Annotated in this window: 27 protein-coding genes; 19 read left to right on the top strand and 8 right to left on the bottom strand. The window is 62.5% G+C overall.

Features of this window, described 5'->3' with window-relative positions; genetic code table 11:
* Positions 1-168: 168 nt before the first annotated feature.
* From AC07N4_RS16025 to pilG, 6 genes are read right to left on the bottom strand one after another with little or no spacing between them, the layout of a single operon-like run.
* Positions 169-636 (bottom strand): chemotaxis protein CheW, encoded by a 468-nt coding sequence (locus AC07N4_RS16025; RefSeq protein ID WP_102619704.1) that lies wholly within the window; start codon positions 634-636, stop codon positions 169-171.
* Positions 629-6,544 (bottom strand): Hpt domain-containing protein, encoded by a 5,916-nt coding sequence (locus AC07N4_RS16030; RefSeq protein WP_493065693.1) that lies wholly within the window; start codon positions 6,542-6,544, stop codon positions 629-631. The genes AC07N4_RS16025 and AC07N4_RS16030 overlap by 8 nt, the downstream gene beginning before the upstream one ends.
* 22 nt (positions 6,545-6,566) lie before the next feature.
* On the bottom strand, positions 6,567-8,627 hold the full coding sequence (locus AC07N4_RS16035) for a methyl-accepting chemotaxis protein (protein WP_096817628.1): 2,061 nt from the start codon (positions 8,625-8,627) through the stop codon (positions 6,567-6,569).
* Between the two features lie 13 nt (positions 8,628-8,640).
* Positions 8,641-9,180: a chemotaxis protein CheW gene (locus AC07N4_RS16040; RefSeq protein ID WP_085731577.1), complete on the bottom strand. Its 540-nt coding sequence runs from the start codon at positions 9,178-9,180 to the stop codon at positions 8,641-8,643.
* A gap of 10 nt (positions 9,181-9,190) precedes the next feature.
* The gene (gene pilH, locus AC07N4_RS16045) at positions 9,191-9,556 is read right to left on the bottom strand and encodes a twitching motility response regulator PilH (RefSeq protein WP_007953328.1); all 366 of its coding nucleotides are present in this window, start codon (positions 9,554-9,556) and stop codon (positions 9,191-9,193) included.
* 60 nt (positions 9,557-9,616) lie between these two features.
* Complete coding sequence (gene pilG, locus AC07N4_RS16050) at positions 9,617-10,021, bottom strand: twitching motility response regulator PilG (RefSeq protein WP_096817626.1); 405 nt, start codon at positions 10,019-10,021, stop codon at positions 9,617-9,619.
* A 224-nt stretch (positions 10,022-10,245) separates the two neighbouring features.
* On the opposite strand from pilG, the gene gshB reads away from it, so the two are divergent.
* The 7 genes from gshB (at position 10,246) to AC07N4_RS16085 (ending at position 16,157) form a co-directional block, all read left to right on the top strand.
* On the top strand, positions 10,246-11,196 hold the full coding sequence (gene gshB / locus AC07N4_RS16055) for a glutathione synthase (protein ID WP_096817624.1): 951 nt from the start codon (positions 10,246-10,248) through the stop codon (positions 11,194-11,196).
* A 107-nt stretch (positions 11,197-11,303) separates the two neighbouring features.
* Positions 11,304-12,203 carry an energy transducer TonB gene (locus AC07N4_RS16060; RefSeq protein ID WP_273539168.1) on the top strand — a complete coding sequence of 300 codons (900 nt, stop codon included), beginning with the start codon at positions 11,304-11,306 and terminating at the stop codon, positions 12,201-12,203.
* Positions 12,204-12,262: 59 nt separating this feature from the next.
* A complete protein-coding gene (locus tag AC07N4_RS16065; RefSeq protein WP_096817620.1) occupies positions 12,263-12,835 on the top strand; it encodes a YqgE/AlgH family protein in 573 nt (190 codons plus the stop codon).
* The gene (gene ruvX, locus AC07N4_RS16070; RefSeq protein ID WP_493065692.1) at positions 12,835-13,272 is read left to right on the top strand and encodes a Holliday junction resolvase RuvX; all 438 of its coding nucleotides are present in this window, start codon (positions 12,835-12,837) and stop codon (positions 13,270-13,272) included. The genes AC07N4_RS16065 and ruvX overlap by 1 nt, the downstream gene beginning before the upstream one ends.
* 81 nt (positions 13,273-13,353) lie before the next feature.
* Positions 13,354-13,857, top strand: a complete 504-nt coding sequence (pyrR, locus tag AC07N4_RS16075) for a bifunctional pyr operon transcriptional regulator/uracil phosphoribosyltransferase PyrR (protein WP_102619700.1) — start codon at positions 13,354-13,356, stop codon at positions 13,855-13,857.
* Between the two features lie 27 nt (positions 13,858-13,884).
* Positions 13,885-14,889 carry an aspartate carbamoyltransferase catalytic subunit gene (locus AC07N4_RS16080; protein WP_095164512.1) on the top strand — a complete coding sequence of 335 codons (1,005 nt, stop codon included), beginning with the start codon at positions 13,885-13,887 and terminating at the stop codon, positions 14,887-14,889.
* Complete coding sequence (locus tag AC07N4_RS16085; RefSeq protein ID WP_493065691.1) at positions 14,886-16,157, top strand: dihydroorotase; 1,272 nt, start codon at positions 14,886-14,888, stop codon at positions 16,155-16,157. The genes AC07N4_RS16080 and AC07N4_RS16085 overlap by 4 nt, the downstream gene beginning before the upstream one ends.
* Positions 16,158-16,192: 35 nt before the next feature.
* Here AC07N4_RS16085 and AC07N4_RS16090 read toward each other — a convergent pair whose 3' ends face one another.
* On the bottom strand, positions 16,193-16,627 hold the full coding sequence (locus tag AC07N4_RS16090; protein WP_096817612.1) for an NINE protein: 435 nt from the start codon (positions 16,625-16,627) through the stop codon (positions 16,193-16,195).
* Between the two features lie 248 nt (positions 16,628-16,875).
* On the opposite strand from AC07N4_RS16090, the gene AC07N4_RS16095 reads away from it, so the two are divergent.
* Entirely contained in the window at positions 16,876-17,499 is a 624-nt protein-coding gene (locus AC07N4_RS16095) for a C40 family peptidase (protein ID WP_096817610.1), read from the top strand.
* A gap of 51 nt (positions 17,500-17,550) precedes the next feature.
* On the opposite strand, the gene AC07N4_RS16100 is transcribed toward AC07N4_RS16095, so the two are convergent.
* Positions 17,551-18,585, bottom strand: coding sequence for a type IV pilus twitching motility protein PilT (locus AC07N4_RS16100; RefSeq protein WP_114886090.1), 1,035 nt, complete (start codon positions 18,583-18,585; stop codon positions 17,551-17,553).
* Between the two features lie 56 nt (positions 18,586-18,641).
* Here AC07N4_RS16100 and AC07N4_RS16105 point away from each other — a divergent pair, with 56 nt between their 5' ends.
* The 11 genes from AC07N4_RS16105 to AC07N4_RS16155 all read left to right on the top strand — a co-directional run bounded on the left by AC07N4_RS16105 (position 18,642) and on the right by AC07N4_RS16155 (position 26,196).
* Positions 18,642-19,328, top strand: coding sequence for a YggS family pyridoxal phosphate-dependent enzyme (locus AC07N4_RS16105; RefSeq protein ID WP_273540839.1), 687 nt, complete (start codon positions 18,642-18,644; stop codon positions 19,326-19,328).
* Positions 19,329-19,351: 23 nt separating this feature from the next.
* On the top strand, positions 19,352-20,170 hold the full coding sequence (proC, locus tag AC07N4_RS16110; RefSeq protein WP_192559213.1) for a pyrroline-5-carboxylate reductase: 819 nt from the start codon (positions 19,352-19,354) through the stop codon (positions 20,168-20,170).
* Between the two features lie 10 nt (positions 20,171-20,180).
* Positions 20,181-20,771 carry a YggT family protein gene (locus tag AC07N4_RS16115; RefSeq protein WP_096817605.1) on the top strand — a complete coding sequence of 197 codons (591 nt, stop codon included), beginning with the start codon at positions 20,181-20,183 and terminating at the stop codon, positions 20,769-20,771.
* Positions 20,768-21,058 (top strand): DUF167 domain-containing protein, encoded by a 291-nt coding sequence (locus tag AC07N4_RS16120; protein WP_102619696.1) that lies wholly within the window; start codon positions 20,768-20,770, stop codon positions 21,056-21,058. The genes AC07N4_RS16115 and AC07N4_RS16120 overlap by 4 nt, the downstream gene beginning before the upstream one ends.
* A 178-nt stretch (positions 21,059-21,236) precedes the next feature.
* Entirely contained in the window at positions 21,237-22,376 is a 1,140-nt protein-coding gene (gene metX, locus AC07N4_RS16125; protein WP_102619695.1) for a homoserine O-succinyltransferase MetX, read from the top strand.
* Positions 22,377-22,383: 7 nt separating this feature from the next.
* Positions 22,384-23,004: a methionine biosynthesis protein MetW gene (gene metW, locus AC07N4_RS16130; RefSeq protein WP_096817600.1), complete on the top strand. Its 621-nt coding sequence runs from the start codon at positions 22,384-22,386 to the stop codon at positions 23,002-23,004.
* A gap of 26 nt (positions 23,005-23,030) precedes the next feature.
* A complete protein-coding gene (locus AC07N4_RS16135) occupies positions 23,031-23,465 on the top strand; it encodes a DUF4426 domain-containing protein (RefSeq protein WP_096817597.1) in 435 nt (144 codons plus the stop codon).
* Positions 23,462-24,058, top strand: coding sequence for an RdgB/HAM1 family non-canonical purine NTP pyrophosphatase (gene rdgB, locus AC07N4_RS16140; protein ID WP_493065690.1), 597 nt, complete (start codon positions 23,462-23,464; stop codon positions 24,056-24,058). Before AC07N4_RS16135 ends, rdgB begins: the two co-directional genes overlap by 4 nt.
* The gene (hemW, locus tag AC07N4_RS16145) at positions 24,055-25,260 is read left to right on the top strand and encodes a radical SAM family heme chaperone HemW (protein WP_493065689.1); all 1,206 of its coding nucleotides are present in this window, start codon (positions 24,055-24,057) and stop codon (positions 25,258-25,260) included. Before rdgB ends, hemW begins: the two co-directional genes overlap by 4 nt.
* A 34-nt stretch (positions 25,261-25,294) precedes the next feature.
* The gene (locus AC07N4_RS16150; RefSeq protein WP_102619691.1) at positions 25,295-25,618 is read left to right on the top strand and encodes a DUF3392 domain-containing protein; all 324 of its coding nucleotides are present in this window, start codon (positions 25,295-25,297) and stop codon (positions 25,616-25,618) included.
* Positions 25,619-25,647: 29 nt separating this feature from the next.
* The gene (locus tag AC07N4_RS16155; RefSeq protein ID WP_493065688.1) at positions 25,648-26,196 is read left to right on the top strand and encodes an RNA 2'-phosphotransferase; all 549 of its coding nucleotides are present in this window, start codon (positions 25,648-25,650) and stop codon (positions 26,194-26,196) included.
* The last annotated feature ends 23 nt before the right edge of the window (positions 26,197-26,219 follow it).

A 26,219-nucleotide genomic window follows, 5' to 3' on the forward strand; every position in this document is an offset into this window, starting at 1 on the left:
CTCCCGGGGGGAGAGGGGACTGATCGGGGGATATTGGCGAGATGCACCGAAATGAACGATTTGCTCTGAATCCATAATCAACACGGTGGTTCAGGTCGATGGATGATCCAAGACACCTCGGTCGGCCCCCTCTCCCTCCGGGAGAGGGCTGGGGTGAGGGCTAGGCGTCTAAACCAGCCCCGCATCCACCAACAGCTTCTCCAGCGCCAACAGATCCGGCACCTTCGCCACCTGTTCCCCGACCTGCACCGCCGCTTGCTCCAGCGCACACAGCGGCACGTCGACATAGCTCAACTGGCTGTCGAGCTTGTACGAGCGCGGAATCCCCTGCACCAGCAAGGCAATGAAGCGCAGCGTCGGCAATCCGCCGAGGGCGTTGAGGATGACGATCCGTGCCCGTTCGCCAATGACGATCTTGTTGCCGCACGCCGACTCGAAACTCAGCAGCGGAATCTGCCGTTCGCGCCAGGTCACTCGGCCCAGATACCACGGCGGCGTATCAAGATCGAAGGCGCTGGACTGGTAGTCGATCAGTTCGGCGACGGCGACGTTGGGCAGGATCAGATTGCGATCGGCCAGCGGCAGCAGCAGCCCGGTGAGCTGGCTGCTGCGCTGGTTATGACGCCGCTCATGCATGTTTTTTGCTCCACAGGGCAATGCTTTCGAGCAGCACCGATTCCTGGTACGGCTTGCCGAGGTAGTCGTTGACGCCGATGGCCATGGCGCGGTCGCGGTGTTTCTGCCCGGTGCGCGAAGTGATCATGATGATCGGCAGGTGTTGCAGGCGTTCATCGTGGCGCACCTGGGTCGCCACTTCGAAGCCGTCCATGCGCGGCATTTCGATGTCGAGCAGCATCAGGTCCGGCATGTGCTCTTCCAGCAGCAGCATCGCATCGACCCCGTCCTTGGCGGTCAGCACGTTCATGCCGTGGCGTTCGAGCAGACGGCTGGTGACCTTGCGCACGGTGACCGAGTCGTCGACCACCATCACCAGCAGCGGCTTCTGCGGCTCGCTTTCAATCTCGTGACCGGTCGGACGCTGCGGCAACCGCGCCTGCATCGCGCGGATCGGCGCCAGCAGATCGAGGATCAGCACCACCCGGCCATCGCCGAGAATCGTCGCCCCGGACACGCCCTGCACCGCCGCGAATTGCGGGCCGAGGCTCTTGACCACGATCTCGCGGGTGCCGGCCATGGCGTCGACCTGCACCGCGATGTGCCGCTCGTTGCATTGCACCAGCAGCACTGGCAGCGGCAGGCTCTGGCCGAGCAGTTTCGGCCGTGGCGCGGTTTTCAGCAGCTCGCCCAGGTAGCACAGTTCATAACGCTGGCCGCCGTACTCGTAGCGCGGCGGATCGTGGCGGAAATGCCCGTCCAGTTCATTCGGCAAGACGCGGACGATGCCGTCGATGGTGTTCAGCGGAATCGCATATTGATCCTCACCGCACTGCACCATCAGCGCACGGTTGACCGACACGGTGAACGGCAGGCGAATGCGAAAATGCACGCCCTGCCCCGGCACCGAGTCGATGCTCATGGTGCCGCCCAGTTGCCGTACTTCTTCGTGCACCACGTCCATGCCCACGCCGCGCCCGGAAATCTGGGTGATTTTTTCGGCGGTGGAGAAGCCCGGCTGAAGGATGAACTGCAACACTTCGCGGTCGCTGATTTCCGCGTTCGGCGCCAGCAAGCCACGCTTGATCGCCTTGCGTCGCACCGCGTCCAGCGGCACGCCGGCGCCGTCGTCGCGGATGTCGAAAACGATGTCGCCGCCCTCGCGGGACAGGTCGAGGCTGATCTGTCCTTGGGCCGGTTTACCCGCTGCCAGTCGCACGTCGGCCGGCTCCAGACCATGGTCGACGGCGTTGCGCAACATGTGCTCCAGCGGTGCGGCCATGCGTTCGAGGACGTTGCGATCCATCTCGCCTTCGGCGTTGCCGACGGTGAACGCCACGTCCTTGTTCAGCTCTTCGGCAACCTGGCGGACGATGCGTTTGAGCCGCGGCAACATGCGCTCGAACGGCACCATGCGCGTGCGCATCAGGCCTTCCTGCAATTCGGTGTTGATCCGGCCTTGCTGTTGCAGCAGGTTCTCGGCGTCGTGGGTGCGCCGGTCGAGGGTTTCCTTGAGGTCGAGCAGGTCGGAGGCGGATTCGAACAGGGCCCGGGACAACTGCTGCAACTGCGAATGGCGATCCATTTCCAGCGGATCGAATTCTTCATAGCCCAGGCGCTCGGCATCCACTTGCTGACGACTGAGAATCCGCCCCTGGGTTTCGGTGTCGAGCCGGCGCAACTGATCGCGCATGCGCTCGATGGTGGTTTCCATCTCGTTCAGGGCTGTCTGTGCATCGCTGACTTGCTGCTCGATACGCCCACGGAAAATCGAGGTTTCGCCCGCGAGGTTGACCAGGTCATCGAGCAGTTCGGCGGAGACCTTGACCATGTCCGCGCCGGCCTCGGGGACGGGCACGGTGGTTTCGGTTTTGACCGGAGCCGGCAACAACAGCGGTGGCGTTGGTGCGGCCACCGGGTGGCTGAAATTCTGGATCGCGCTGATCAGTCGATCCGCTGGCGGGCACGGCTGGCCGGCGCGCACCGCGTCGAGCATCTGCGCCAACCGGTCATGGCCGCGCTGCAACAGGGCAAACAGTTCGGCGCTGCCCTGCAAGGTGCCGGAGGACAGGCTTTCGTACAGGTATTCCAGCTCATGGGCGAGATCGCCGATGGGGCCGATTTCCACCATCCGCGCGCCGCCCTTGAGGGTGTGCAGGTCACGCAGCAGGGTTTCCACTTCCTGACGGTTACCGGGTTCGGCCTGCCAGCGCAGCAGCGCGGCACCGGAGTTTTCGATGATGTCGAAACCTTCTTCGAGGAAGATTTCCAGCAATTCCGGATCGTGCCCCGGGCCGTCATGGCTGGCGACGGCGGGCGGTGTCTCGGGACTGCCGGCCTGACCCTGACGGAACTGGCGGATCGCGTCGATCAAGTCCTGCGCCGGTTTCAACGGCTGATGGTCATGCAGTTGATCGAGGTACAACGCCAGGCGGTCGTGGCTTTGCAGCAACAGCCGGCCCAAGGCATCGCTGTGGTTGTAGCGGCGATCCACCAGGCCTTCGTAAAGGCTCTCCAGCTCCTGGGCGAGATCGCCGACGGCCTCGACCTCGGCCATTCGCGCGCCACCCTTGAGGGTATGCAGATCCCGTTGCAGCGACGACAGCGGCGCGCCGTTTTCCGGGTCGTTCAACCAGCGCTGCAAGGCTTGCCCGGCGCTGTCGAGAATGTCTACCGCCTCTTCGAGGAAGATCTCGACGATCTCGTCATCCGGGGCGATCCCGGTGGCGCTTTTTTGCAGTTCGGCAGTGGCGCTGCCCAGTTCGGAAATGCTCAGGGTTCGACTGCCGTCGCTGCGAATCAGGCCCATGGCCGACGGGTCGAGGCTTTCGTCGAGCAGTTCGTGCAGCGCTCGAATACGCTGCGGTTGCGGGGTGATTTCCTGGCCGGCGGCCAGTTCGTCGAGCATGTTGATCAGCGCTTCGTGAGCGTGTTGCGCCTCAAGGAAGAACCGCTCGCTGACCGCCAGGCTGCTTTCTTCCACCGCGCCATACAGGTCGAGCAAGGCTTCGCACAACACATCCACCGGCAGCAGATCTGCCAGGTGCGCGCCCTCGCCGAGGGTCGTCAGTTCATCCAGCAACGCGCTGAGTTCCTGGCGTTCGCCGGGGTGCTGCTGCCAGCGTTGCAGGAGGTTTTCGGCGTCGAGCAGGATGTCCATGCCCTGGGCCAGGAAGTTGTTGATCAGTTGCGGATCACGCTTGACCCGCAAGCTGCTGCTCGGCGCATTGAGGATCGACTCCAGCCGCTCACTCAGCAGGGTTTCGGTACGTTTGATCAGCGACTGCGCACCGACAATCGGTGCCAGCGGATCGTGCTTGAGCTGACGCAGACCGACGCGGAACAGGCCCTCGGCTTCCAGCAGCAATTCCACTTCGTCGAGGTCCAGCGCCAGTTGATGGGCCTTGAATTCCCGGGCCAGTTTGTCCAGCGGCGCCGCCAGTTCGGCGATCGGCAAAACGCCGGCCATTGAGGCGCTGCCCTTGAGGGTGTGCAGCGCTCGCTGCAATTCATCGCTGGCCTGCAACGGCACGTGTTCGGCGGCCTGATCGAGGAAGCGGTTGAGGCTGGCGAGGTGGGTTTCGGCTTCGTTGCGGAAAATCTCCAGCAACAACGGATCGAGCGCGGCGACGTCTTCCACGTCTTCGGCCGGCAACGGCGTGTCGCCCTTGGCCAAGGCGTGGGCGCGAGCCGCCAGCTGATCGACATCCTGGCGCTGACGCTGGTGGTTGATGGCGAATTCGGCAATCAGGTCCGGCAGCAACAGCAACGTATCGGCGAGCAATTGTTGCACCGCCGGGCCCGGTTCGACGCTGTGTTCCAGCACCCGGTTGAGCAGGTTTTCCACCGCCCAGGCCAGTTCGCCGAGAACCAGCGCACGCACCATGCGACCGCTGCCTTTCAAGGTGTGAAAGGCCCGGCGCAGCTCACTGAGGGCTGTGCGATCCTGCGGATCGGCGGTCCAGCGCGGCAGGTATTCGCGCAGCACATCGAGCACTTCCTCGGTCTCTTCGAGGAACACCTCACGCAACTCGTCGTCCACCGGCTCTTCATCGGCCGGTGGCGGCAGCAGACTGCCGGGCGTGGTCAGCGCCGGCGGGTTGACCGCCGACACCGGGCTGGCCAGCACATCGGCCAGCGACTGCACGATGTCCGGGTCATCGAGTTCCTGCAGGTCCTGCATCACCAGCGCTTCGCTGGGGCTGAGCACATCGTCGAGCACCGGCACATGCTGTTCGCTGGGCGGCTCGTCAGGAAAGTAGCCGAGGCTGGCCAGGCTTTTCTGCGCGACATCCAGCAGTTGCTCGCTCGGCGCCTGCGGGTCATCGGTCAGGCGTTCGAGGTAATACTCAAGGCTGGTGATGACATCGGCGAGGCTATCCAGTTGCTGCCAGCCCGGCTCATGGGGATCGAGCAGCAGATGCTCGCGGATGAACCCGTTACAGGCTTCCAGCAGGCTCGCCGCACGGGTCAACGGAATCATCGCCAGTGCGCCGCGCACCTGGGTCAGCAGCGCTGGCAACGGTTGCAGTTGCTGGCGATCCCAGTCGGCGTCGATGTAGTCGACGATCATGTCCTTGGCCTGTTGCAGGCAGATACGCGCTTCCTTGATCACGATCTGATGGATCTGCGTCAGGTCGGTGGTTGGCAGGCGCGAGTCTTCCGGGCTCTCCGGTTCCACCGTGCCGACCATTCCGGCCAGCGTCGCTTCGACGTAAAGCAAGGCGCCGGCGACGTCCATCAGCGTGGCGTCGTTCGGTTCGCGCTGGCCCTGAGCGAGGCTGAGCACCACCGCCAGTTGATCGATGATGACCTTGCGCGGCTGGCCGAAACCGAGCACCGCGAGGGTGTCGGCGATCTGCCGCAGCGGCGCCAGCAGGCTGTCCAGATCCGAGGTGTGCTGGCGGTCGCTGCGCACGAACAGGTCGAGGCGCTCCTTGACCCGCACCAGCTCTTCGCACAACGCCGCGAGCACCGAGCGCATGGCATCGCGGTCGGGGCCGGCCAGGCGCGCGCGTTCTTCGTCGACCATCGCGCTGTCGGGCAACGCGTCGTCCAGGGAGTAGCGATCTTTCATGGTCAGCATCTGCCCGGTGGGATGTTCGGCTTTGGCAATATAGAACAGCAGGCTTTTGAACAGCTCGGGCGGCGGTGGCTGGTTGAGGCCGGCCATGCCTTGCTCGAGCAGACGCTTGAGTTCCTTGTCGGCGTCCTTGAACAGGCTGCGCAGGGCCGGGCTGTTGGCGATCCGGCCTTCGCGCATGCCTTCGACCAGCGCCGAAGCGACCTGCCACAATGGGCTCAACGGTGCCTCGCCGCTCAAGGCTTCGAGGCGGGTGAAGACTTTGCTCAGGTAACCGAGATGCGTCTGGTCGTCCTGTTCGCGGAGCAATCCCACCAGCGCCATCTGCAGCATCTGCCGCAGCTTGCGCAACACATTGGGCAGATCCGCCGGTTCCAGCAGGGCCAGCGCTTCCGCGCTTAGCGGCGGCAGCTCGGGCAATTGCGGGCTGAACAGGCTGGTCTCGGACAACAGGCTTTCGCCCCGGGCACTGCGCAAGTCGTTGATCAGTGGCAGCACCACCAGCGGCAAATCACGGCGGGCACCTTGCACGCGATCGAGGTAAATCGGTAACTGACCGAAGGCCTGCAACAGCAGGTGCAAGGCTTCGTCGCGGTGGCTGACGCGATCGTTCTGCAGGGCTTCGACGAGGTGCTCCATCTCTTCGGCGAGCAAGGCCGCGCCGTAGAACTCGACCATCTGCAGACTGCCGTGGACCTGATGGATGCACGCCAGGCACTCGTCGAGGCCGGGCACCGACTGCGGATCGTCGAGCACGGCTTCGATGGCCTGATGCGCCTGCCTCAGCGTTTCGGCAATTTCGCCCTTGACCCATTCGAGGGCCACGTAGTCGTGCCGGTCACCCATAACCACTCCGCTCGACATGAACTCACGCCTTGTCCGTGGCGGGCGCTGCCGCCGCGGGCAAGGTGAACCCGGACACCGAACGCCGCAACTGGCTGGCCATTTTCGCCAGGTTGCCGATGCTTTCGGCGGTGGCCGTGGAGCCGGACGAGGTCTGCGAGGTGATCTGCTGGATCACGTTCATCGTCAGGGAAATCTGCCCGGCCGAAGACGTCTGCTGCTGCGCTGCGTTGGAAATGCTCTGGATCAGCGCCGCGAGGGTCTTGGACACGCCTTCGATTTCTTCCAGGGCCACACCGGCATCCTGCGCCAGCCGCGCGCCGCGCACCACTTCGGTGGTGGTCTGTTCCATGGAAATCACGGCTTCGTTGGTGTCGGTCTGGATCGCCCGTACCAGTGTCTCGATCTGCCGGGTCGCGGCGGACGAACGTTCGGCCAGCCGTTGCACTTCGTCGGCAACCACCGCAAAACCGCGCCCGGCGTCACCGGCCATCGACGCCTGAATCGCCGCGTTGAGGGCGAGGATGTTGGTCTGGTCGGCGATGTCGTCGATCAGGCTGACGATGTCGCCGATTTCCTGGGACGACTCGCCCAGGCGCTTGATGCGTTTGGCGGTGTCCTGGATCTGTTCGCGAATGTTGTCCATGCCGTGGATGGTGTTGTGCACCACCTCGTTGCCCTTGTTGGCGATCTCCACCGAACGCTCGGCCACCGCCGAGGATTCGGCGGCGTTGGCCGACACTTGATCGATGGACTGGGCCATGTCGTTGATCGCAGTCGACGCTTCGGAAATCTGCTGGGCCTGATGCTCGGAAGCCTGGGCCAGGTGCATGGCGGTGGCCTGGGTTTCCTGCACCGCAGCGGCGACCTGGCCGGCGGTGAGGTTGATGGTCGCCACCAGGTCGCGCAACTGGTCGACCGAATAGTTGATCGAGTCGGCGATGGTCCCGGTGAAGTCTTCGGTCACCGAAGCCGTCACCGTCAGGTCGCCATCGGCGAGGTCTTCGATTTCATCCAGCAGACGCATGATCGCGTTCTGGTTGCGTTCGTTCTTCTCGGCGGTTTCCTGCAACTGCCGGTTGGTTTCCCGGACCATGACCATGCCGATCAGGATGATCGACGCCAGCGCCAGCAGGCCCAGCACGTAACCGCCGATGGTGTCGGTGTTGCGCCCGCCGGCGAGGTTCTCGAAACCGGTGGCCAGGTGCGAGGCTTCGTCGAGCAGGGTCTGCGACAGGCTGAAAATGTTGGTGGCGGACTCGCGGACCTTGAACAGCTCCGGCGAGGTTTCGAGAATTTCATCCACCGAGCCCGAGACGAACTGGAACAGCTCGGAAATCTCGCTCAGACGAGCGCGGGCGTCGCGGTCTTCGACCTGGCTGATCTTCAGTGTCGGGTTGCCTTGCAGCATGCCGTTGAGCACCTGGCCGAAACGCGCGGCATCACGACCGAAGGCATCGGCAGCCTGTTGCGAATTTTCATCGCCGGAGAGCACGGTATTCACCGCGCCGAGAATCCGCTCGGCCAACAGCGACTGACGCTGGGCCATCGCCACCTGCGCCGCCGGGGCGCCGCGTTGCAGGAGGATCTCGACGACTTTTTCGTATTCGATCTGCAACTGCGGCACGGTTTCGGCCAGGGTCGCGGCGACCTGATGCAGCGACAGCACGGTCTGTTCGCTGGACAGAATGGCGTCGGTGTTTTTCAGCAGGCGCTCCCAGTCCAGCTGCACGGCGCGCATTTCCGGGCGCACGGTCGACGGTGCCGGCGGCAGGCCGGTGGCCGGGTCGCCCTTCTTCAGGTAACCCCAGCGCTGGGCGAAATCGTTGCGCGCATCGCTCAACAGCTTGAACGCGGCCGACTTGCCGGCCGCCGCTTCGGTGGCGTTCTTGGCGATCCGCTGCGACAGCACCCGCAGCTCACCGGCGTGGCCGATGTACTGTTTGTCGTAGTTGGCCTGGGTGTTGAGGTAAGCGAAATTGGCGAACAGCAGCATGATGAACACGATCAGCGCGATGAACAGCACGATGATCTGCGAGCGGCTGCGCGAGCCTTCTGCGGGCTTGCTGGTTTTTGCTTTGATCATCGGTCCTCGCCTGTTAAACCGCGACGTGCATGAAACTCGGTGACTGCGCCAGCGCAAACAGGCTGAACACTCGCCAGTTCTGCTCGCGCCGGAAATACCCTTTGACGAACTCGCCCTTGGAGCCTTGCCGTTTACGGATCGAGACGGGTTCGAAGCTGTCTTGCTCGAAGTGCTGCAAGCCGAAGACCTCATCGACCAGCACACCGGCAAAAACGTCCTGATGCTCCACTACCAATACCCGCCGCTGCTTGCGCATGGGTGACAGCTCATGGCCGAAGAATCCGCACAGGTCCATGATCGGCAACAACCGCCCGCGCAGATTGGCCACGCCCTTGACCCACGGCTTTACCCCTGGCAGTTGGGTGAAACGCGGTTCGGGCAGCACTTCGCTGACTTCGCCCATCGGCGCGACGTACCAGTGCTCGCCGAGGCGAAAGCCGATGCCGCTCCAGCGATCCTGGCGCGCCGGCTGCGACGGCAGGTCCGCCGCCAGCAGGCGACAGCGCTGGTCGATCTGCCACAACAGTTCGAACGCGGTCAGCGACTCGCTCATGGCGGCGCGATCAACCGGCCAGCACGTTGTTCAGGGTCTTGATCAGCGTGTCTTCATCGACCGGTTTGGTCAGGTAATCCTTGGCGCCCTGGCGAGTGCCCCAGACCTTGTCGGTTTCCTGATCCTTGGTGGTGATGATGATGACCGGGATGTGGCTGGTTTCAGCGTCCTTGGTCAGTTGGCGGGTCGCCTGGAAACCGTTGAGGCCGGGCATGACGATGTCCATCAGCACCGCGTCGGGTTTTTCCTGACGGGCCAGGGCCACGCCGTCGGCGCCGTTTTCGGCTTTCAACACTTCGTGGCCGTGCTTTTCCAGCATGCCGGTCAGTTTGTACATTTCGGTCGGCGAATCATCGACGATCAGAATACGTGCCATGGTCTTCCCCATTTTTCTTGTCGACACCGGGCCCGCTGGCCGAGCGTCACTGTGCGTGTCTTACTGCGGCAAATCAGCGGTAAAGCCCGGAACATGGGCCGCAATCGCGTCGAGCAGTTCTTCCTTGCTGAAAGGCTTGGTCAAAAATTGATCGGAACCGACAATCCGCCCCTTGGCCTTGTCGAACAGCCCGTCGCGGGACGACAGCATGATCACCGGCGTTGCCTTGAAAGCACTGTTGTTCTTGATTAAAGCGCAGGTCTGATAACCATCCAGACGCGGCATCATGATGTCGACAAAAATGATCCCGGGGTGGTTGTCGGCGATCTTCGCCAGGGCGTCGAAACCGTCGATCGCCGTGATGACTTCGCACCCTGCATTTTTCAACAGGGTCTCGGCGGTGCGACGAATCGTTTTCGAGTCGTCGATCACCATGACCTTCAAGGCGCTGGACTGCTGTTCCATAAGGGGGCTCTACCGTCGCCTTTGCGAATCAATTTGTCCGTTTTGCGATGACTGATGGCTGGAAACCCTTGATGTTCAAGGGCCAGCACGGCTGGCAGCCTTTTTAGCACAGTCTCCAGAAGCAATCTATCGACGGGTTTTTCCTTGACCGAAAACCCGCCCGGAGCCACTCTGGCGGCACTTTTTTCATACCGATCCGGTAGCCAATTTTCGAGGAAAACCCAATGAGCGTTCGCGTCGGGATAGTCATGGACCCAATCGCCAGCATTTCCTATAAAAAGGATAGCTCGCTGGCCATGCTGCTGGCGGCGCAGAAGCGCGGCTGGGAACTGTTCTATATGGAACAGCAGGACCTTTATCAGGGCGAAGGTCAGGCACGGGCGCGGATGAAGCCGCTGAAAGTCTTCGCCAACCCGGAAAAATGGTTCGAACTGGGCGCCGAGCAGGATCTGCCGCTGAGCGACCTGAACGTGATCCTGATGCGCAAGGATCCGCCGTTCGACATGGAGTTCGTCTACTCCACCTACCTGCTCGAACAGGCCGAAGCCGCCGGCGTACTGGTGGTCAACAAGCCGCAGAGCCTGCGCGACTGCAATGAAAAACTGTTCGCCACGCTGTTCCCGCAGTGCACGCCGCCAACCGTGGTCAGCCGCCGCGCCGACGTGCTGCGTGAATTCGCCGCCAAGCATGGCGACGTGATCCTCAAACCGCTGGACGGCATGGGCGGCACGTCGATCTTCCGTCACCGCGTCGGCGATCCGAACCTGTCAGTGATCCTCGAAACCCTGACCGCACTCGGCACCCAACAGATCATGGGCCAGGCGTACCTGCCGGCGATCAAGGATGGCGACAAACGCATCCTGATGATCGACGGCGAGCCGGTGGATTACTGCCTGGCGCGGATTCCGGCCCAGGGCGAAACCCGTGGCAACCTCGCGGCCGGCGGCCGTGGCGAAGCCCGTCCGCTGACCGACAAGGATCGCTGGATCGCCGCTCAGGTCGGCCCGACCTTGCGCGCGAAGGGTCTGCTGTTCGTCGGCCTGGATGTGATCGGTGAACACCTGACCGAAATCAACGTCACCAGCCCGACCTGCATCCGCGAGATCGACAATGCCTTCGGCACCGACATCGGCGGCCTGCTGATGGATGCCATCGAGAAAAAGCTGCAAGCTTGATGTGTGTCACATGCAGCCTGTCGCTTGATGCTTGAAGCCCAAGGCGAGAAACCAACATTGCGTTATCATGCGCGGCCTGTGAAAAACGCGATGTTGGTTTTCTTGTCATGACACTTCCGTCCGATCTGCCCGCTGAACTCGCCCATAAAGGCGTGCGCCCGGTCGATCGCCTCGGATTTACCCTGTTTCTCGCGGCGCTGATCCATCTGGCGCTGCTGCTCGGCGTGGGTTTCACCATGGTCGAGCCCAAGCAGATCAGCAAAACCCTGGAAATCACCCTCGCCACCTTCAAGAGCGAAACCAAGCCCAAGAAGGCTGATTTCCTCGCCCAGGAAAACCAGGAAGGCAGCGGCACCCTCGACAAGAAGGCGATCCCCAAGACCACCGAGGTCGCGCCGTTCCAGGACAATCAGGTCAAGAAGGTCACCCCGCCGCCGGCCGCCAAGCCGGAAGTGCAGGAAGCCGCGCCCAAGGCGGCCGTGACCACTGTCGCGCCGAAACCGAAAAAGGCACCGACCAAAAAAGAAGAAGCCAAGACCGAGACCAAACCGACGGTCGACGCCCCGACTTTCGACAGCTCGCAGCTCTCCAGCGACATCGCCAGCCTGGAAGCCGAACTGGCCAACGAACAACAGCTGTACGCCAAGCGCCCGCGCATCCACCGCCTGAGCGCGGCCTCGACCATGCGCGACAAGGGCGCCTGGTACAAGGACGAATGGCGCAAGAAGGTCGAGCGCATCGGCAACCTCAATTACCCCGACGAAGCTCGTCGCCAACAGATCTACGGCAATCTGCGCCTGATGGTGTCGATCAACCGCGACGGCTCGCTGTATGAAGTGCTGGTGCTGGAATCCTCCGGCCAGCCGCTGCTGGATCAGGCGGCGCAACGCATCGTGCGTCTGGCGGCACCGTTTGCACCGTTTACCGGGGATCTGTCGGACATCGACCGACTGGAAATCATCCGCACCTGGAAATTCGCCCGGGGCGACCGGTTGTCCAGCAACTGAGCCGATCTTTTGACCGCTCCAGCTTGTCAGTTCGCCCCCCGAACGCCACACTACCGCACATGAAAAACGTCAGCCCCAGCTACCTCAAGCATCACTTCCTGATCGCCATGCCACACATGGCCGACCCGAACTTTGCCCACACCTTGACCTACATCGTCGAGCACACGGCCAATGGGGCCATGGGGCTGGTGGTCAACCGACCGCAAGAGCTGAATCTGGCCGACATCCTCGAGCAACTGCGCCCGGACATCGATCCGCCAGCGCTGTGCCAGCATGTGCCGATCTTCATCGGCGGCCCGGTGCAGACCGATCGCGGTTTCGTGCTGCACCCGGCGGGCAAGACCTTCCAGGCGACCGTCGAACTGGAAGGCGAGCTGGCCCTGTCCACTTCCCAAGACGTGCTGTTCGCCATCGCTGACGGCGTAGGCCCGGCGAAAAGCCTGATCGCCCTCGGCTACGCCGGCTGGGAAGCCGGGCAACTGGAGGCTGAAATGGCCGACAACGCCTGGCTGACCTGCCCGTACGACGCCGACATCCTGTTCAACACCAGCAGCGAGCTGCGTCTGGAAGCGGCGGCCAAGCATTTGGGGATCAACCTCAATCTGCTGACCAGCCAGGCAGGGCACGCCTGATGGCCCTGCGCCTGATCCTCGGCTTCGACTACGGCACCAAACAGATCGGCGTGGCGGTCGGCCAGGTGGTTACCGGCCAGGCCCGCGAGCTGTGCACCTTGAAGGCACAGAACGGTGTGCCGGACTGGAATCAGGTCGAAGCCCTGATAAAGGAATGGAAACCCGACGCCGTGGTGGTCGGCCTGCCGCTGAACATGGACGGCACGCCCAGCGAGATGTGCCTGCGCGCCGAGAAATTCGCCCGTCGCCTCAACGGCCGCTACAACCTGCCCTTCTATACCCACGACGAACGCCTGACGACCTTCGAAGCCAAGGGCGAACGACTGGTGCGCGGCGGGCAGAAAGGCAGTTACCGCGACAACCCTGTGGACGCCATCGCCGCCGCCTTGCTGCTGCAAGGCTGGCTCGACGAAAACACCGCACTATTTGAATCCTGACAAGCGCTACGGCGCTTTTCTTTTGGTTACAACCCGAGCCTCGGTTCGCGAGAACCGGCTCGACCCCAAGAAGGAGCAACCATGAGCCTGCCCAATCCCGCCGATCTGATCAGCCAGATGGCGACCCGCCTCAAGGCGCACCTTGCCCAGCGTGATATCAGCGAACCGCGTTACATCGGCATCCGCACCGGCGGCGTCTGGGTCGCCCAGGCCCTGCTCGAAGAGCTGGGCAGCGATGCGCCATTGGGCACGCTGGATGTTTCCTTCTATCGCGACGACTTCAGCCAGAACGGCCTGCACCCGCAAGTGCGCCCGTCCGCCCTGCCCTTCGAAATCGAAGGCCAGCATCTGGTACTGATCGACGACGTACTGATGAGCGGCCGCACCATCCGCGCCGCCATGAACGAACTGTTCGACTACGGCCGCCCGGCCAGCGTGACGCTGGTCTGCCTGCTGGACCTGGACGCCGGCGAACTGCCGATCCGCCCGAACGTGGTCGGCGCGACGCTGTCGCTTAGCCCCCACGAACGAGTGAAGCTGTCCGGCCCGGAACTGGCCCTCGAACTGCAAGACCTCGCCCTTTAATCCGCCCTATTGAGAGTCCCCTTCGCGATGACGCCTCTAGATACCAAGCGCCCGCTGCAGCTCAATGATCAGGGCCAGCTGCGCCACTTCCTCTCGCTCGACGGCCTGCGCCGCGAGTTGCTGACGGAAATCCTCGACACCGCCGACTCGTTCCTCGAAGTCGGTGCCCGGGCCGTGAAGAAGGTCCCGTTGCTGCGCGGCAAGACCGTGTGCAACGTGTTCTTCGAAAACTCCACCCGCACCCGCACCACCTTCGAACTGGCGGCCCAGCGGCTGTCGGCGGACGTGATCACCCTAAACGTGTCGACCTCGTCGGCCAGCAAGGGCGAAACCCTGCTCGATACCCTGCGCAACCTCGAAGCCATGGCCGCCGACATGTTCGTCGTACGCCACGGTGATTCGGGCGCTGCGCACTTCATCGCCGAACATGTGTGCCCGCAAGTGGCGATCATCAACGGCGGCGACGGCCGTCACGCCCACCCGACTCAGGGCATGCTCGACATGCTGACCATCCGTCGGCACAAGGGCAGCTTCGAAAATCTCTCGGTGGCCATCGTCGGCGACATCCTGCACTCGCGGGTGGCGCGTTCGAACATGCTCGCCCTGAAGACCCTCGGTTGCCCGGACATCCGCGTGATCGCACCGAAAACACTGCTGCCGATCGGCATCGAGCAATACGGTGTGAAGGTCTACACCGACATGACCGAAGGCCTGAAAGACGTCGACGTGGTGATCATGCTGCGCCTGCAGCGTGAGCGCATGACCGGCGGCCTGCTGCCGAGCGAAGGCGAGTTCTACCGCCTGTTCGGCCTGACCACCGCGCGCCTGGCCGGCGCCAAGCCCGATTGCATCGTCATGCACCCGGGGCCGATCAACCGCGGCGTGGAGATCGAGTCGGCGGTGGCCGACGGCCCGCACTCGGTGATCCTCAATCAAGTCACCTACGGCATCGCGATCCGTATGGCCGTGTTGTCGATGGCCATGAGCGGACAAACAGCCCAGCGCCAATTCGAGCAGGAGAACGCCCAGTGAAGCTCAGCATTCTCGGCGCCCGCGTCATCGATCCAAGCAGCGGCCTGGATCAAATCACCGATATTCACGTTGAAGCCTGCAAGATCGTCGCCCTCGGCGCCGCACCGGCCGGTTTCACTGCCCTCGAAACCATCGATGCCCAAGGCCTTGTCGCCGCTCCAGGCCTCGTAGACCTGAACGTCGCCCTGCGCGAGCCGGGCTACAGCCGCAAAGGCACCATCGCCAGCGAAACCCGCGCTGCGGCGGCCGGCGGCGTGACCAGCCTGTGCTGCCCGCCGAAAACCAAGCCGGTGCTCGACACCTCCGCAGTGGCCGAACTGATCCTCGACCGCGCCCGCGAAGCCGGCAACACCAAGGTGTTCCCGATCGGCGCCCTGAGCAAAGGCCTGGATGGCGAGCAACTGGCCGAGCTGGTGGCCCTGCGCGACGCCGGTTGCGTGGCCTTCGGCAACGGCCTGGAAAGTTTCCGCAACACCCGCACCCTGTGCCGGGCGCTGGATTACGCGGCGACCTTCGACCTGACGGTGATTTTCAACTCCCAGGATCACGACCTGGCCGACGGCGGCCTGGCCCACGAAGGCGCCACCGCCAGTTTCCTCGGTCTGCCGGGCATCCCGGAAACCGCTGAAACCGTGGCCCTGGCCCGTGACCTGCTGCTGGTCGAGCAGACCGGCGTGCGCGCGCACTTCAGCCAGCTCACCAGCGCTCGCGGCGTTGCGCTGATCGCTCAGGCCCAGGCCCGTGGTTTGAAAGTCACGGCGGATGTCGCCCTGTATCAGTTGATCCTGACGGACGAAGCGCTGATCGACTTCAGCAGCCTGTATCACGTGCAACCGCCGCTGCGCACCCGCGCCGACCGCGACGGTCTGCGTGAAGCGGTGAAGTCCGGGGTGATTTCGGCGATTTCCAGCCATCACCAGCCCCACGAGCGTGATGCGAAACTGGCACCGTTCGGCGCGACCGAACCGGGCATCAGCAGCGTCGAGCTGCTGCTGCCGCTGGCGATGACGCTGGTCGAGGATGGTCTGCTGGACCTGCCGACCCTGCTCTCACGCCTGAGCGCCGGCCCGGCCGAGGCCCTGCGCCTGCCGGCGGGCAAACTGGCGGTGGGTGGCGCGGCGGATATCGTGCTGTTCGATCCGAAGGCCTCGACCGTTGCCGGCGAAACCTGGCTGTCGAAGGGCGAGAACTGCCCGTTCCTCGGCCATAGCCTGCCGAGTGTGGTGCGTTACACCTTGGTGGATGGCCGGATCAGCCACCAGGCATAAAAAAATGGCGAGGGAGCTTGCTCCCTCGCCATCACTTACTGAAAAGCGCCCCGCCCTTCGGCATTACGCACCGACACCTGATCGTTCAGCGTCCAGAAGTCATACAGCACGCCAATAAAGAACAATCCGCCGGTCAGCAGGTACAGCAAGCCAGTGATCCACTTGCCTTGATACATCCGGTGCACGCCGAACACCCCGAGGAACGTCAGCAGGATCCACGCCACGTTGTATTCGATCGGCCCCGCCGCAAAGCGCAGGTCCGCTTCCCGATCCATCGCCGGGATCAGGAACACGTCGATCAGCCAGCCGATCCCCAGTAGCCCGAAGGTGAAAAACCAGATCGTTCCGGTCACCGGCTTGCCGTAATAGAAGCGGTGAGAACCGGTAAAACCGAAGATCCACAGCAGGTAACCGATCACTTTGCTATGGGTGTCTTTTTCCTTCACACGGGGTAGCTGATAGCTGTTCATGAAGACCTCGATTCACACGATAGATAAATATTCTTTAATTCTTTGTGACTTTTTTACAGGTAGCCGACGTACGGCAAATGCTACCGTGTGTTCCGTCAAAGCCTTATAGCACCTGACTTCTGTCCGACAATTGCGTCTATTTGCCGCTTGTTTGGTTCCGTTGCCCGCCTTTTGAATCGACCAACGGCCTCGGAAGGGACAAAAAAGCTGTTATAAAGTTGCGCGCTAACACATAAGAGCCCTGCCTAATGCGTCCATTTTTCAAGACATGGCTAACCATTTGCCTATTAATGCCACTGGCCGCCCACGCCACCAATCGTGAGCAACGTCTTCCCAACGTCAACGGCTTCACCCCTAAATCCCATGCCTCTGCTCCTTCGAACAAAGGCAAGCAAACGAAACACACCACGCTCGCCAGCAAGAGTCACGGCAAGCTGGTCCCACCGATGGCGAACAAGGAAAGCAGCAACGTCCTCAGTCGCGCGGTGAACGTCCTCGGTACACCTTACCGTTGGGGCGGCAGCAGCCCAAGTAAAGGCTTCGATTGCAGCGGTCTGGTGAAATACGCGTTCAACGACGCGACTTTCGACCTGCCCCGCACCTCGAATGCCATGGCCAGCGGCCACGGCGAGAAAGTCGAGCGCAAGGATCTCAAGCCGGGCGACCTGATTTTCTTCAACATCAAGAGCCGTCGGGTCAATCACGTTGCCATCTACCTGGGCAACGACCGCTTCATCCACGCGCCGCGTCGTGGTAAAGCGGTGAGCATCGATACGCTGAACAAGCCGTATTGGGAACAGCATTACGTGGTAGCCAAGCGCGTGCTGCCGAAAGAACCGGGTGGCAAGCAGATGCGCGTGGTTCAGCGCTGATCTGTACAGATCATAAAAAACGCAGCCTTCGGGCTGCGTTTTTTTTCGTCCCTAGAAATTATCCGGTGTCCGCGCCTTCTCCCGCGCATGTTCGCGACTGATCAGGCCCTTGGTCACCAGATCCTTCAGGCACATGTCGAGTGTCTGCATCCCCAGCGACCCGCCGGTCTGGATCGCCGAATACATCTGCGCCACCTTGTCCTCGCGGATCAGGTTACGGATCGCCGATGTGCCGAGCATGATCTCGTGCGCCGCTACCCGCCCACCGCCGATCTTCTTGATCAGCGTCTGCGACACCACGGCCAGCAGCGACTCGGACAACATCGAGCGCACCATGGACTTCTCATCCCCCGGAAACACGTCCACCACCCGGTCGATGGTCTTGGCCGCCGACGTGGTGTGCAGCGTGCCGAACACCAGATGCCCGGTCTCGGCAGCGGTCAACGCCAGGCGGATGGTTTCCAGATCGCGCATCTCGCCCACCAGGATCACGTCCGGGTCTTCACGCAGCGCTGAACGCAACGCCGTGGCGAAACTGCGGGTATCGCGATGGACCTCACGCTGATTGATCAGGCATTTACGCGATTCGTGAACGAATTCGATGGGGTCTTCGATGGTCAGGATGTGGTGATGGCGATGGGTGTTGAGGTAATCGATCATCGCCGCCAGCGTGGTGGACTTGCCGGAACCGGTCGGCCCCGTCACCAGCACCAGCCCGCGCGGGGCGTCGGTGATCTTGCGAAAGACGTCGCCCATGGCGAGGTCTTCCATGCTCAGCACTTTCGACGGAATGGTGCGGAACACGGCGCCGGCGCCACGGTTCTGGTTGAAGGCGTTGACCCGAAAGCGCGCCACACCCGGTACTTCGAAGGAAAAGTCGGTTTCCAGATGTTTCTCGAACTCCACCCGTTGGGTGTCGTTCATGATGTCGTAGATCAGCTCATGCACCTGCTTGTGGTCCAGCGCCGGCAGATTGATCCGTCGCACATCGCCATCCACACGGATCATCGGCGGCAGTCCGGCCGACAGGTGCAGGTCGGAAGCGCCCTGTTTGGCGCTGAAGGCCAGCAGTTCAGTGATATCCATAGCGTTCCTCAATTCCAGTAGAATGCCGCGAACCTACAGACCGCTGGCGCCTCTTGATGTCCACGATAGCAGACAACATCTCACTGGTTAGTTCGCGCATTCAGGCAGCCGTCAAAGCCGCCGGCCGCGATGAAAACAGCGTCCAGCTGCTGGCCGTGAGCAAGACCAAACCCGCCGAAGCCCTGCGCGAAGCGTACGCCGCCGGCCTGCGCGACTTTGGCGAGAACTACCTGCAGGAAGCCCTGGGCAAACAGCTCGAACTGGCCGACCTGCCCTTGATCTGGCACTTCATCGGCCCCATTCAGTCGAACAAGACCCGCTCGATTGCCGAGCATTTCGCCTGGGTGCACTCCGTGGATCGCCTGAAAATCGCCCAACGTCTGTCCGAACAACGCCCGGCGGATCTGCCGCCACTGAACATCTGCATTCAGGTCAACGTCAGCGGTGAAGCCAGCAAGTCCGGCTGCACCCCGACTGACCTGCCGGCGCTGGCCCAGGCCATCAGCGCCCTGCCGCGCCTGAAGCTGCGCGGGCTGATGGCAATTCCCGAGCCGACCGACGATCGCGCCGAGCAAGACGCCGCATTCGCCGCTGTTCAGAAGCTGCAGGCCAGCCTCGATCTGCCGCTCGACACACTTTCCATGGGCATGAGCCACGACCTCGAGTCGGCCATTGCCCAGGGCGCCACCTGGGTCCGTATCGGTACGGCCCTGTTTGGCGCTCGCGACTACTCCCAATCTTGATGATTTCCAGATAAGGACCTGACATGAGCAACACGCGTATTGCCTTTATCGGTGCCGGCAACATGGCCGCCAGCCTGATCGGCGGCCTGCGGGCCAAGGGTCTGGAAGCCGCATCGATCCGCGCCAGCGATCCGGGCGAAGAGACCCGCAACCGGGTCAGCGCCGAGCACGGCATCGAAACCTTCGCCGACAACGCCCAGGCCATCGACGGTGCCGACGTTGTCGTGCTGGCGGTCAAGCCACAAGCCATGAAAGCCGTGTGCGAAGCGATCCGCCCGAGCCTGAAACCGAATCAACTGGTGGTGTCCATCGCCGCCGGCATCACCTGTGCCAGCATGACCGCATGGCTCGGCGAACAACCGATCGTGCGCTGCATGCCCAACACCCCGGCGCTGCTGCGTCAGGGCGTGAGCGGCTTGTACGCCACCAGCGAAGTGAGCGCCGAACAGCGCCAACAGGCTGAAGAGCTGCTGTCCGCCGTGGGCATCGCCCTGTGGCTGAACGAAGAGCAGCAACTGGACGCGGTCACCGCTGTCTCCGGTTCCGGCCCGGCGTACTTCTTCCTGCTGATCGAAGCCATGACCGCCGCCGGCGTCAAACTCGGTCTGCCGAAGGAAACCGCCGAGCAACTGACCCTGCAAACCGCACTGGGCGCCGCGCACATGGCCGTGTCCAGCGACGTCGACGCCGCCGAACTGCGCCGCCGCGTGACCTCGCCAGCGGGCACCACTGAAGCGGCGATCAAATCGTTCCAGGCCGGCGGCTTCGAAGCCCTGGTGGAAAAAGCACTCGGCGCCGCCGCGCACCGCTCGGCCGAAATGGCCGAACAACTGGGCAAATAAGGAGCCTTACATGATTGGATTGAACACTGCAGCGGTCTACGTGCTGCAAACCCTCGGCAGCCTGTACCTGCTGATCGTGCTGCTGCGCTTCGTCCTGCAACTGGTAAGGGCGAACTTCTATAACCCGCTGTGCCAGTTCGTGGTCAAGGCTACCCAGCCGCTGCTCAAGCCACTGCGCCGGATCATCCCGAGCGTCTTCGGCCTCGACATGTCGTCGCTGGTGCTGGCAATCCTCGTGCAACTGGCACTGATGGCGCTGACCCTGCTGCTGACCTACGGCACCACCGGCAACCCGCTGCAACTGTTCATCTGGTCGATCATCGGCGTGACCGCGCTGTTCCTGAAGATTTTCTTCTTCGCCCTGATCATCAGCGTGATCCTGTCGTGGGTCGCTCCGGGCAGCCATAACCCGGGCGCCGAGCTGGTGAACCAGATTTGCGAACCGGCCCTGGCGCCGTTCCGTCGCTTCCTGCCGAGCATGGGCGGTCTGGACCTGTCGCCGATCTTCGCCTTCCTCGCGTTGAAGCTGATCGACATGCTGGTGATCAACAACCTCGCGGCGATGACGATGATGCCGGAAATTCTGCGCCTGTTGATGTGAGCTGGTTTCGTTGGGACGGTGACGACTTGATCCTCGAGTGTCACCTGCAACCGGCAGCCCGCAGCGATGATTTCTGCGGGCTGCACGGCGACCGCTTGAAGATCCGCCTGACCGCGCCGCCGGTCGAGGGCAAGGCCAATGCGTACCTGATGGGGTTTCTGGCCAAGGCTTTTGGAGTCTCCAAGAGCCAGGTCAGCCTGATCAGCGGTGAGTTGAACCGGCAGAAACGTGTGCGCATCCACGCCCCCAAAAAACTGCCGGATCTGCCGGGTTTGGTTTTACCTTGATCGTTCCCACGCTCTGCGTGGGAATGCATCCCGGGACGCTCCGCGTCCCCGCCGAAGCGGACGCGGAGCGTCCAATGAGGCGTTCCCACGCAGAGCGTGGGAACGAGCGCAGGTAGTTGCTTGCCGCTAACCCCACCGGTCTTTAGACTTACGCCTCATTTCAACGAGAGCAGGGTCGATGCCAGCTGCCTTTCCCCCCGATTCTGTTGGTCTGGTGACGCCGCAAACGGCGCACTTCAGCGAACCGCTGGCCCTGGCCTGCGGCCGTTCGCTGGCCGCTTATGACCTGATCTACGAAACCTACGGCACGCTGAACGCGCAAGCGAGCAACGCCGTGTTGATCTGCCACGCCTTGTCCGGCCACCACCATGCCGCCGGCTACCACAGCGTCGACGACCGCAAGCCCGGTTGGTGGGACAGCTGCATCGGCCCCGGCAAACCGATCGACACCAACAAGTTCTTCGTGGTCAGCCTGAACAACCTCGGCGGTTGCAACGGCTCCACCGGCCCGAGCAGCCTCAACCCGGAAACCGGCAAACCGTTCGGCGCCGACTTCCCGGTGCTGACCGTGGAAGACTGGGTGCACAGCCAGGCACGCCTCGCCGACCTGCTCGGCATCGACCAGTGGGCCGCGGTGATCGGTGGCAGCCTCGGCGGCATGCAGGCGCTGCAATGGACCATCACGTATCCGGATCGCGTGCGCCACTGCCTGGCCATCGCCTCGGCCCCCAAGCTGTCGGCGCAGAACATTGCCTTCAACGAAGTGGCGCGCCAGGCGATTCTCACCGACCCCGAGTTCCACGGCGGCTCGTTCCAGGAACAGGGCGTGATCCCCAAGCGCGGGCTGATGCTGGCGCGGATGGTCGGGCACATCACCTACCTGTCCGACGACTCCATGGGCGAGAAATTCGGCCGTGGCCTGAAGAGCGAAAAGCTCAACTACGACTTCCACAGCGTCGAGTTCCAGGTCGAAAGCTACCTGCGCTACCAGGGCGAAGAGTTCTCCGGGCGCTTCGATGCCAACACGTATCTGTTGATGACCAAGGCGCTGGATTACTTCGATCCGGCGGCGAACTTCGACGATAACCTGGCGAAAACCTTCGAAGGTGCCAAAGCGAAGTTCTGCGTGATGTCGTTCACCACCGACTGGCGCTTCTCCCCGGCCCGATCGCGGGAACTGGTGGACGCGCTGATGGCCGCGCGCAAGGACGTCAGCTACCTGGAAATCGATGCGCCGCAGGGCCACGACGCCTTCCTGATTCCGATCCCGCGCTATTTGCAGGCGTTCGGCAATTACATGAACCGCATTACGTTGTGAGAAAGCCATGAGAGCTGATCTGGAAATCATCCAGGAATGGATCCCCGCCGGCAGCCGCGTGCTCGACCTCGGCTGCGGTGACGGCGAGTTGCTGACCTGGCTGCGCGACCACAAGCAGGTCACCGGTTATGGCCTGGAAAACGACCCGGACAACATCGCCGAGTGCGTGGCCAAGGGCATCAACGTCATCGAACAGGACCTGGACAAGGGCCTGGGCAACTTCGCCAGCAACAGCTTCGACGTGGTGGTGATGACCCAGGCCCTGCAAGCCGTGCACTACCCGGACAAGATCCTCGACGAAATGCTGCGGGTCGGTCGCCAGTGCATCATCACCTTCCCCAACTTCGGCCACTGGCGCTGCCGCTGGTACTTGGCGAGCAAGGGCCGGATGCCGGTGTCCGAGTTCCTGCCGTACACCTGGTACAACACGCCGAACATTCACTTCTGCACCTTCGAAGACTTTGAAGAACTTTGCCGCGAACGTGAGGCGAAGGTCATTGATCGGCTTGCCGTGGATCAACAGCACCGCCACGGGTGGGCCAGTAAGCTATGGCCTAATCTGTTAGGTGAGATCGGTATCTACCGCGTCAGCAGCCCAGGGCTGCAGGATCACAGAATCGCGGTCTGAACCACGACATTGCGAGGAGAACGAACATGGGACGCTTGATTACCGCGCTATTGGCCGCCTGCCTGAGCCTGTCGGCCATCGCTGCCGACGTCATCAAAGGCGAGCGCCAGGAAACCTTCGGCGACGTGACGGTGCACTACAACACCTTCAACTCGACCTACCTGCAACCGGACATTGCCAAGGCCGCCGAGCTGATTCGCAGCAAGAATCAGGGCGTGATCAATGTCTCGGTGATCAAGGACGGCAAGCCGTTGATCGCCAATGTCACCGGCACGGTCAAAGACCTGACCAGCCAGAGCGTGCCGCTGAAATTCCGCCAGATCACCGAACAGGGCGCGATCTATTACATCGCCCAGTACCCGGTGGAACAGCAGGAAACCCGCACCTTTGAAATCAAGGTGCAGAACGGCGACAAGATCAACACCATCAATTTCAACCAAGAGCTTTTCCCCGGCGAATGATGAACCTCAAGCAACTCGTACTGGCCAGCCATAACGCCGGCAAACTCAAGGAACTCCAGGCCATGCTCGGCGAATCGGTGCAACTGCGCTCGATCGGCGAGTTCAGCAGCGTGGAGCCGGAAGAAACCGGCCTGTCGTTCGTCGAGAACGCGATCCTCAAGGCCCGCAATGCTGCGCGCATCTCCGGGCTGCCGGCGCTGGCCGACGATTCGGGTCTGGCGGTGGATTTCCTCGGCGGTGCGCCGGGCATCTACTCGGCGCGCTACGCCGACGGCAAGGGCGACGCGGCGAACAACGCCAAACTGCTCGACGCCTTGAAGGATGTGCCTGAAGCCGAGCGCGGCGCGCAGTTCGTCTGCGTGCTGGCGCTGGTGCGTCATGCCGATGATCCGCTGCCGATCCTCTGCGAAGGTCTGTGGCACGGGCGCATCCTGACCGCCGCCAGCGGTGAACACGGTTTCGGCTACGACCCATTGTTCTGGGTCCCGGAGCGTAACGTGTCCAGCGCCGAGCTGAACCCGAGCGACAAGAACCAGATCAGCCACCGCGCCCGTGCAATGGATCTGCTGCGCCTGCGTCTGGGCTTGAAATGACCGATAGCTCCTCCGCGTCGTCGCTGATCATCGGCGGCGCCGCCTCCTCGCCTCGGGCGCCGTTGCCGACGCTGCCGCCCCTGGCGCTGTACATCCACATCCCGTGGTGTGTGCGCAAATGCCCGTATTGTGACTTCAACTCCCACACCGCCAGCCCGGTGCTGCCGGAGCAGGAATACGTCGACGCAATGCTGGCCGACCTCGACCAGGATCTGCACGCGGTGTATGGCCGTGAGCTGAGTTCGATCTTCTTTGGCGGTGGCACGCCGAGCCTGTTCAGTGCCGAAGCCCTCGGCCGCTTGCTCGAAGGTGTGAAACAACGCATTCCGTTTGCCGATGACATCGAAATCACCCTGGAAGCCAACCCCGGGACTTTCGAGCAAGAGAAGTTCGTCGCCTACCGCAAACTGGGGATCAATCGCCTGTCGATCGGTATCCAGAGCTTCCAGCAGGAAAAGCTCAAGGCCCTCGGCCGCATCCACAACGGCGATGAAGCCATCCGCGCCGCCGGCATGGCGCGCCAGGCCGGGTTCGATAACTTCAACCTCGACTTGATGCACGGCTTGCCGGATCAGTCGCTGGACGATGCCTTGAGCGATCTGCGTCAGGCGATCGAGCTGAAGCCGACGCACATTTCCTGGTATCAGCTGACACTGGAGCCGAACACCGTGTTCTGGAATCAGCCGCCAGTGCTGCCGGAAGACGATACCTTGTGGGACATTCAAGAGGCCGGACAGGCGCTGCTGGCCGAACACGGTTACGCGCAGTACGAAGTCTCCGCCTATGCGCAGCCCGATCGCCCGGCGCGGCATAACCTCAATTACTGGAGCTTCGGCGACTTCATCGGTATCGGCGCCGGCGCTCACGGCAAGCTCAGCCATCCGGACGGGCGCATCGTGCGCACCTGGAAGACGCGTTTGCCGAAGGACTACCTCAACCCGGCCAAAAGCTTTCAGGCTGGCGAGAAAGCCCTGACCAACGACGAGATGCCGTTCGAGTTCCTGATGAACGCCCTGCGCCTGACTGCTGGCGTCGAATCACGCCTGTACCCCGAGCGCACCGGCCTGCCGCTGGAGAGCCTCGACGAACACCGCCGCGAGGCCGAACAAAGCGGTCTGTTGCAGGTCGAACCGTCACGTCTGGCGGCCACCGAGCGCGGACAACTGTTCCTCAATGACTTGCTGCAGAAATTTCTGAACTGAGCCCAACGCCCAACGGCAGCCCCAAGGAAAAACCATGGATTTGATTCTCGACCTGCTCGCCACCGTGTCCCGCTGGAGTCGCAGCAACCTCTCGGAAATCGCGCTGGCCCTGGTGGGCTGCCTGCTGGTGCTGTTCGGCGCTGACTTCAAGGCCTGGGTCGACCAACGCCTGGGCAGCATCGCCGGCGCCCTGCGCGTCCCGCTGATGGCCCTGCTCTGCCTGATCGGCAGCGGCGCGGCACTGATCTACGCCACGCCTTGGGTGGTGAAGGGCTTGAGCCAGTTCAACAACTACAGCCTGGCACCGGTGTTGTTGGTGGTGCTCGTTTTGATCGGCGTAGTCGCGGATCGCCGCTGACCGCGCATTGAAAACAGACAGGGAAGTTCATGAGCAAGAAACTGCTGGACGAAACAAGCAAATTTCTCAGCTTCGTGCTGCGTCATGAGCCACAGGCGATCGGCCTGACGCTGGATTCCGAAGGCTGGGCAGACATCGACGCCTTGATCGGTGGCGCGACGCGGGACGGTAGAACGCTGGATCGCGCGCTAATCGAAAACGTCGTGGCGAGCAGCGACAAGAAGCGCTTTTCGATCTCCGCCGACGGTCAGTCGATTCGTGCGGTTCAGGGGCACTCGACGAAAAGCGTGGAGCTGCAGTTCGAAGAAAAGCAGCCTCCGGAAACGCTGTATCACGGCACCGCGACGCGCTTCATGGACTCGATCAACGAGCAGGGATTGATTCCGGGGTCACGCCATCACGTGCACCTTTCTCAGGAAACCGCTACCGCCTCGGCGGTTGGGCAACGTTACGGAACGGTGGTGATTCTGAAGGTTGCAGCGCGGCAGATGCAGGAACAGGGTTTCAAGTTCTATCAGGCCGAGAATGGCGTCTGGCTGACCGAGCGGGTTCCGGCGGAATTTCTTTCAACGGTGTAACTTCCGAGCACTGCTAAAACAAC

The organism is Pseudomonas sp. GW821-FHT09E04 (assembly GCF_059416185.1).

Excerpts from the sequence above, each read along its gene's own strand:
- AC07N4_RS16155 (WP_493065688.1), top strand. The coding sequence starts at position 25,648 with ATGAGCAAGAAACTGCTGGACGAAACAAGCAAATTTCTCAGCTTCGTG.
- AC07N4_RS16065 (WP_096817620.1), top strand. The coding sequence starts at position 12,263 with ATGAAAAACGTCAGCCCCAGCTACCTCAAGCATCACTTCCTGATCGCC.
- AC07N4_RS16035 (WP_096817628.1), bottom strand. The coding sequence starts at position 8,627 with ATGATCAAAGCAAAAACCAGCAAGCCCGCAGAAGGCTCGCGCAGCCGC.
- AC07N4_RS16095 (WP_096817610.1), top strand. The coding sequence starts at position 16,876 with ATGCGTCCATTTTTCAAGACATGGCTAACCATTTGCCTATTAATGCCA.
- AC07N4_RS16100 (WP_114886090.1), bottom strand. The coding sequence starts at position 18,585 with ATGGATATCACTGAACTGCTGGCCTTCAGCGCCAAACAGGGCGCTTCC.
- metX (WP_102619695.1), top strand. The coding sequence starts at position 21,237 with ATGCCAGCTGCCTTTCCCCCCGATTCTGTTGGTCTGGTGACGCCGCAA.
- AC07N4_RS16090 (WP_096817612.1), bottom strand. The coding sequence starts at position 16,627 with ATGAACAGCTATCAGCTACCCCGTGTGAAGGAAAAAGACACCCATAGC.
- pyrR (WP_102619700.1), top strand. The coding sequence starts at position 13,354 with ATGAGCCTGCCCAATCCCGCCGATCTGATCAGCCAGATGGCGACCCGC.
- rdgB (WP_493065690.1), top strand. The coding sequence starts at position 23,462 with ATGATGAACCTCAAGCAACTCGTACTGGCCAGCCATAACGCCGGCAAA.
- AC07N4_RS16115 (WP_096817605.1), top strand. The coding sequence starts at position 20,181 with ATGATTGGATTGAACACTGCAGCGGTCTACGTGCTGCAAACCCTCGGC.
- AC07N4_RS16105 (WP_273540839.1), top strand. The coding sequence starts at position 18,642 with ATGTCCACGATAGCAGACAACATCTCACTGGTTAGTTCGCGCATTCAG.
- AC07N4_RS16150 (WP_102619691.1), top strand. The coding sequence starts at position 25,295 with ATGGATTTGATTCTCGACCTGCTCGCCACCGTGTCCCGCTGGAGTCGC.
- hemW (WP_493065689.1), top strand. The coding sequence starts at position 24,055 with ATGACCGATAGCTCCTCCGCGTCGTCGCTGATCATCGGCGGCGCCGCC.
- metW (WP_096817600.1), top strand. The coding sequence starts at position 22,384 with ATGAGAGCTGATCTGGAAATCATCCAGGAATGGATCCCCGCCGGCAGC.
- gshB (WP_096817624.1), top strand. The coding sequence starts at position 10,246 with ATGAGCGTTCGCGTCGGGATAGTCATGGACCCAATCGCCAGCATTTCC.
- AC07N4_RS16080 (WP_095164512.1), top strand. The coding sequence starts at position 13,885 with ATGACGCCTCTAGATACCAAGCGCCCGCTGCAGCTCAATGATCAGGGC.
- pilH (WP_007953328.1), bottom strand. The coding sequence starts at position 9,556 with ATGGCACGTATTCTGATCGTCGATGATTCGCCGACCGAAATGTACAAA.
- AC07N4_RS16025 (WP_102619704.1), bottom strand. The coding sequence starts at position 636 with ATGCATGAGCGGCGTCATAACCAGCGCAGCAGCCAGCTCACCGGGCTG.
- pilG (WP_096817626.1), bottom strand. The coding sequence starts at position 10,021 with ATGGAACAGCAGTCCAGCGCCTTGAAGGTCATGGTGATCGACGACTCG.
- AC07N4_RS16030 (WP_493065693.1), bottom strand. The coding sequence starts at position 6,544 with ATGGGTGACCGGCACGACTACGTGGCCCTCGAATGGGTCAAGGGCGAA.
- proC (WP_192559213.1), top strand. The coding sequence starts at position 19,352 with ATGAGCAACACGCGTATTGCCTTTATCGGTGCCGGCAACATGGCCGCC.
- AC07N4_RS16040 (WP_085731577.1), bottom strand. The coding sequence starts at position 9,180 with ATGAGCGAGTCGCTGACCGCGTTCGAACTGTTGTGGCAGATCGACCAG.
- AC07N4_RS16135 (WP_096817597.1), top strand. The coding sequence starts at position 23,031 with ATGGGACGCTTGATTACCGCGCTATTGGCCGCCTGCCTGAGCCTGTCG.
- ruvX (WP_493065692.1), top strand. The coding sequence starts at position 12,835 with ATGGCCCTGCGCCTGATCCTCGGCTTCGACTACGGCACCAAACAGATC.
- AC07N4_RS16060 (WP_273539168.1), top strand. The coding sequence starts at position 11,304 with ATGACACTTCCGTCCGATCTGCCCGCTGAACTCGCCCATAAAGGCGTG.